At 71.4% G+C, this 6,034-nt stretch carries 5 protein-coding genes and 1 pseudogene; 2 read left to right on the plus strand and 4 right to left on the minus strand.

What is annotated here, in order from left to right; translation table 11 throughout:
• Both G6R25_RS28020 and G6R25_RS20200 read right to left on the minus strand, forming a co-directional pair.
• Positions 1–137 (minus strand): annotated as a pseudogene (locus tag G6R25_RS28020) (FHA domain-containing protein); the annotation flags it as partial.
• Positions 138–391: 254 nt separating this feature from the next.
• Entirely contained in the window at positions 392–2,176 is a 1,785-nt protein-coding gene (locus G6R25_RS20200) for a glycoside hydrolase family 15 protein (protein ID WP_163554198.1), read from the minus strand.
• Between the two features lie 326 nt (positions 2,177–2,502).
• On the opposite strand from G6R25_RS20200, the gene G6R25_RS20205 reads away from it, so the two are divergent.
• Complete coding sequence (locus G6R25_RS20205) at positions 2,503–3,156, plus strand: hypothetical protein (RefSeq protein WP_235949217.1); 654 nt, start codon at positions 2,503–2,505, stop codon at positions 3,154–3,156.
• Positions 3,157–3,294: 138 nt separating this feature from the next.
• On the opposite strand, the gene G6R25_RS20210 is transcribed toward G6R25_RS20205, so the two are convergent.
• Together G6R25_RS20210 and G6R25_RS20215 are read right to left on the minus strand one after the other, a co-directional pair.
• Positions 3,295–3,495: a hypothetical protein gene (locus G6R25_RS20210; protein ID WP_009741926.1), complete on the minus strand. Its 201-nt coding sequence runs from the start codon at positions 3,493–3,495 to the stop codon at positions 3,295–3,297.
• Between the two features lie 384 nt (positions 3,496–3,879).
• Positions 3,880–5,529 carry a dolichyl-phosphate-mannose--protein mannosyltransferase gene (locus G6R25_RS20215; RefSeq protein ID WP_163554199.1) on the minus strand — a complete coding sequence of 550 codons (1,650 nt, stop codon included), beginning with the start codon at positions 5,527–5,529 and terminating at the stop codon, positions 3,880–3,882.
• Positions 5,530–5,569: 40 nt separating this feature from the next.
• Between G6R25_RS20215 and rsmI the strand changes: the two genes are divergently transcribed.
• Positions 5,570–6,034, plus strand: a 465-nt coding sequence (rsmI, locus tag G6R25_RS20220) for a 16S rRNA (cytidine(1402)-2'-O)-methyltransferase (protein WP_235949220.1), incomplete at its 3' end; no start/stop codon positions are given.

The raw sequence follows: 6,034 nt of genomic DNA on the forward strand, positions 1-6,034 counted from the left end.
AGCCTGCTGGTGATCTCGGCGGTCTCGGGCCGGCCGGCGCGGGCGACGATGAGCGCGCCGGGCAGCCGGACGACCACCCCGGTCCGATCCGGGTGTCCGGACTCCACGACCACCCGAAAATGGTCCAGTCCCGCCATGACCTCGCCCCTCGTCCCCACACCCCGCGCCGCGCCGGTCTGCGCCGCCGGCGGCCTTGTGGCACATCCTCGCCGCTCGGTGCGGCCCGTCCGGTGGGTCCTATCCTGCCGTGCTCGCGGGCCGGCCGGTACCGGCTTACCGTCACCGCAACCGGCGATGTCCGGGTCCCGACAGCCGATGTCCGGGTCCCGACCGGCGATCGCGCGTCGCGGGCACGCCATCCGCTTGCCGGGTGGTGCGCGCGCAGCGGCGGTTAGCCGAGGGCGCGGTCCAGGTTGATCGCCGCGCTGATCAGCGCGAGATGGGTGAAGGCCTGCGGGAAGTTGCCGAGCGCTTCGCCGGAGGAGCCGATCTCCTCGGCGTAGAGGCCCACATGGTTGGCGTAGGTGAGCATCTTCTCGAAGACCATTCGGGCCTCGTTGAGCCGGCCGGCCCGGGTCAGCGCCTCTACGTACCAGAACGAGCACAGGTTGAACGTGCCCTCGTCACCGGTCAGCCCGTCGCTGCCGTCGGCGGCGTAGCGGCGCACCAGGCTGTCGCTGACGAGGTCCTCGCCGAACCGGTCGAGTGTCGAGAGGAATCGCGGATCGGTGGGCCCGGAGAACTTCACCAGCGGCATGCACAGCAGGGACGCGTCCAGCCGCGGTGAGCCCGGGAACTCCATGTAGGCGCCGCGGGTCGGGTTCCACGACTCGTTCTGGACGAACCGGTACGCCTGGCCGGCGAGCTCCTTCCAGTCGTTGGTGGGACCGGGCAGGCCGCGCTGGCGCGAGATGCGGCAGGCGCGCTCGAACGCCACCCAGGTCATCAGCGCCGAGTAGGTGAAGCGCTGGCGCCCGCCACGGGTCTCCCAGATGCCCTCGTCCGGCTCGTCCCAGTGCTTGGCCAGCCAGTCGAGCTGGCGACCGAGGGCCTCCCAGAGCTGGAAGGAGATCGGAACCTTCTTGTTGTAGAGGTAGACCGAGTCCATCAGCTCGCCGTAGATGTCGAGCTGGAGCTGCTCGGCGGCGGCGTTGCCGATGCGCACCGGCTTCGAGCCGCGGTAGCCGGCGAGATGGTCCAGGACGATCTCGTCCAGGTGGGCGTTGCCGTCGACGCTGTACAGCACGTACAGCCCGGAGTCTTTCGGCGCCTCGTGGCAGCGCTGCTCCAGCCAGTCCATGAAGGCGGCGGCCTCGTCGGTGAAGCCCAGCGCCATCAACGCGTAGGTGGTGAACGCCGCGTCCCGGATCCAGGTGTAGCGGTAGTCCCAGTTGCGCACGCCGCCGAGTTCCTCCGGCAGCGAGGTGGTCGGCGCCGCGACCAGGGCACCGGTGGGCCGGTAGACCAGCAGCTTGAGAACCAGCGCGCTGCGCAGGACCATCTCCCGCCAGCGGCCGTGGTAACGACTCCGCCGCAGCCACGACTGCCAGTAGTTCACCGTCCGGGTGAACAGCGTGTCCGCCTCGCCGGTGATCAGCGGACGGATCGTCGAGTTCCATTCGAGCACGATGTCGGCGGTCTCGCCCATCACCAGGTCGAACTCGGCGTACACGGCGGTGCCATCGGCCCGCAGCGGCAACGCCGTGCGCAGCACGAGGGTGCCCCGCGACGATTCGAACACCGCCCCCGACCCGGGGACCAGCGTCACCGTGTGCGCGGCGCGCCCATAGTCGAACCGCGGGTCGCAGCGCAGCCGGAACGTCGCCGTCCCGCGCACGGCTCGGGCCTGGCGGACGACGACATGCGGGGTCTCCGCGACGTCGCTGTCCACCGGGACCATGAAATCGACGACCTCGCCGACCGCCCGCGGGGTGAGGAACCTGGTCATCAGGACGTTCGAGTCCGGCAGGTAGAGCTGTTTGGCCGGCGAGTCCGGGCAGTGGATGCGAAACGACCCGCCGCGGTCGGCGTCGAGCAGACTCGCGAAGACCGACGGCGAATCGAAGCGTTGCGGGCAGTACCAGTCGATCGTGCCATCCGTGGCGACGAGCGCCACGGTACGCAGGTCGCCGATGACCGCGTGCTCCTCGATGGGCGGATAGTCGGTGTCGGGCATTCGTAGGCTCCGCGGGGCGTGATTGGCCGAGTTTCCGACCAGGGGTTATGCGGGGGACAGGTCAGGGCGGACGCCACCGCGCGATCACGATCCGTCGCCGAGCCGCTCGCGTCCTGGCGGCCGCCGCCGGTCGCCACCCGATCGATGGCAACCAGGCGAAGGTAACCCGCCAGGGCGATCTGCGCCCATGCCTGGCGGTAAGCCAGAAGACGGGCCCGACCCGCCGTGTGAATTCACGATGTCGGCGATGCGTCGACGCCGGGTCCGGGTCGCATCGGCGGAGGTCGCCGGGCCGGTGGAACCCCCGTCGTCCCCAGCGGTCCGTGGTGGCCGCCGTCGGCGGCGGTGTCACCGTTCGCACCCCGGTGGGGGGTCTCGCCGATCGGGCGTTCCAGGCCGCCACCTACGATCACGCCATGGCCGCCCACCCTCCGACCGCCGAGGACGGTCGTGCCGCGCTGGTGATGTTCGCTCGGGGTGACCGGGTTTTCCCGGTCGACGACCTCGGCGGCGGGATCTGGTCGCGGCGCGGCACTGTGCTGGCCGTGCACGCGGCCGGGCGCCGCGAGCCGGCCGAGCAGCCCGGGCCGGTGCGGGTCGAGTCGACCCGCGGCGCGGCGCCGGTCACCGCGCGTGCGACGGTCCTCTGGGATGACGGCAGCGCCGAGGTGCTGGCCGAGGATCAGCTCTGCCTCGTCTATGACCAGGAGGCCCCCGTCGGCATCGGGGTCGTCACCTTACCGATGGTCGAGCCGGTGGACGTCGTGCAGCACGGCGGGCACGTCGTGCTGGTGCTGCGCGACGGCTTGGTCTCGCCTGTGGTCGTGGAGTCGCTGCGCGACAAGCTGCGTCGGGTGCGGGCGGCGCTGACCCCCGCGGGGTCGGACCCCGCCTCCGCGGCCGAGCTGCGCCGGCGGGACCTCGACCTGCTGCGGGCGTTGATCGCGCAGCTCACCGGGGGCGCGCCCGAACCCCACTGACGGGTTCTGGCGGTGCTGGCGGTTTCTCGTGGGCGCCAACGGCTGGCAGGCGCGGCCGGTCGGGGTCGTCCGGCCGCCGCCGTCGGGACGTCCGAGTCGGGACGTCCGAGTCGGGACGTCCGAGTCGGGACGTCCGAGTCAGGACGTCGAGTACGGCCCGGGGCGCACTCCGCCCGGGCCGTAGGCGTTGCCGTTCATGCCGGCCCGCGGCTGCTCGGTCATCGCCTGGCTGACCTTCGACGCGATCGCCTCGGTTAGCCGGATCGCCTGCGTGAGGGACAGGTTCAGCACGATCTCGCTGTCATCGGTCATCGCGAAGCGCACCGACACATCGGCCATGGTGGTTCCTCCCAGTCTCGGTCCGCCCGACACCCGGCTCCGGTAGGTGGAGGCCGGAGGGAGACCCGCACGGGCGCTGCCTGCCGTGCGGTCTCGGGGCATGACCGCCCCACCATCCCCGATCGGGATCTCACGCGGTACGAGACCCCCCTGTCATTTTCACCGGTGAGGCTGCTAGCGGTTCGTTGCTCCGACTCTGAGTGATCAGTCAACTTCAATGGTTCCCATTCGTGCGCACCGATCCGGCCGGGAACGTCCATTTGTGATGATGTCATCGCTTTGGGTGTTCAACGGGGGAATCGCGGCGGATCTAGTGAGAGAGATCACACCAGGCCCACGGGTACCCGGCCGGCGCGCCGGGCGGGGTTCCCCGGCTCAGATCCATCAGATCCAGCCGGGGAACCACATCCTCGCCCGCCAGGAGGAGTAAGGGATCACCTGCGCGGCGAGGATCGGGTAGAAGTACGCGAACAGCAGGACGACGACGATCGTGTAAACCCCGACCGTCAACGCGCCGGTCAGCCTGCGGGCGTCGGAGGCGCCCCGCGGGCCGAGCACGAGCCCGGCGAGGGCCGTGATCCCGAGGATGAGGAACGGCAGGCACGGCAGCGCGTAGAAGAAGAACATCGTGCGTTTCGGGAACAGCAGCCACGGCAGGAACGCCGAGCCGAAGCCGACCAGCACCAGGGTGGCCCGCCAGTCCCGCCGGGCCACCCACCAGGCGAGCATCCCCACCAGGCCGGCGGTGCCCACCCACCACACCGCCGGATTGCCCAGCGCCAGCACCTCCCGGGAGCAGCCGGCCGGGTCGTGGCAGCCGGGCGTCCCGTAGGCGGGCGACGAGTAGAAGTACGCCACCGGCCGGGCCATCACCAGCCAGCTCATCGGGTGCGAGGCGAAGTCATGCCCCTGGTCGAGGCCCTCGTGGAACTGCAGCACCGCCATCTGGTACTTCCACCAGCCGTGCACCGCCGCGCCGAACCCGTTGCCGTAGAAGTGCCGGTCGTAGCCGCCGTCGGTGACGAACCAGCCCGTCCAGGTGGCCAGGAACGTCGCGATCGGGACGACGACGAACGTGGCGGCCCAGGCGGGCAGGTCCCGTCGCAGTGCCCCCAGCACGGGCCGCCGCGCGCCGCCGGTGCGCCGTGCGCCGATGTCCCAGGCGATCGCGAGCGCCGCAAAGCCGATGATCGTGTAGAGCGCGCTCCACTTCACGCCCATCGACAGGCCGAGCGTCACTCCGCAGGCCAGCCGCCACCGGCGGAACCCCAGCCGTGGCCCATAGAGCTCGCGCAGCCGATCCAGGCGCTCCGCCGTGGCCGCCGGGAGTGCCGGACCGGGGCGCGGGGGCGCGACGGCGGTCAGGCGGTCGGCGAGCCGGGCGCGCCCGTCGTCGCGGTCGAGCAGCAGGCACGCCAACGCCACGACGACGCCGGTCATCAGGAAGATGTCGAGGATCCCGATCCGGCTCTGCACGAACTCCAGGCCGTCCATGGCGAGCAGCAGGCCCGCGAAGCAACCCAGCAGGGTCGAGCGGAACATCCGCCGGGCGGCGCGGGCGAGGACGAACACGGCCAGCGTGCCGAACAGCGCCGAGGAGAACCGCCAGCCGAGTTCCGGGTCGCCATGCGGGACTCCCGCGCAGTTCGTGTACCCGAACAGGCCCTCGGAGGCGGCCATCAGCCACTTGCCGAACGGCGGATGGACGACGTACGCCGGCCCGGAACAGGTCGTCGAGTTGATCTCGTAGCCGGCGGTGAGCAGGCCCCAGGCGTCCTTGGTGTAGTAGACCTCGTCGAAGTACACCCCGCGCGGCTGGGTGATGTTCCAGAAGCGCAGCAGCCCGGCCAGAATCGCGACCGACAGAGTCGCCAGCCACCCGGCCAGCGGGGAGCCCGGCATCGGAGGGCACAGCCGCTCGCGCAGTGCCTGGGCCCGTGACCGCTGCGGGCCGAGTGGGTCCGGATCGGTCACCTGCGGCGAGTCGCCCCCTCCGCTCGTGTTCCAGGGCACGTGGGCCGTCGTCGCCGTCACACCGATCAGGGTAGGTCCTGGCTCCTGACAGACTGAGGAGGTGTCCGGGACCCTGGTGCTGTGCGGCGCTCCGATCGGTGACGTCCGGGACGCGAGCCCACGCCTCGGTGAGGTCCTCGCCACGGCGGATGTGATCGCCGCCGAGGACACCCGACGGGTCCTCCGGCTGGCGCACGCGCTGGGCGTCACCATCTCCGGACGGGTCGTGTCCTGCTACGACGCGGTGGAGGGCGCCCGCGCCGCGCTCCTGACCGACTACCTGCGCCAGGGGGCGACCGTCGCCCTGGTCACCGATGCCGGGATGCCGGCGGTGTCCGATCCCGGCTTCCGGGTCGTCGCCGCGGCCGTCGCCGCCGGCATGGCCATCACCGTCGTGCCCGGTCCGTCCGCGGTGACCGCCGCCCTGGCCGTCAGCGGCCTGCCCACCGACAGGTGGACCTTCGAGGGTTTCCTGCCGCGCAAGGGTGCCGACCGGCGTTCCCTGCTGCGCGAACTCCGCGGCGAG

The organism is Candidatus Frankia alpina (genome assembly GCF_902806485.1).
Lineage (GTDB): Bacteria > Actinomycetota > Actinomycetes > Frankiales > Frankiaceae > Frankia > Frankia alpina.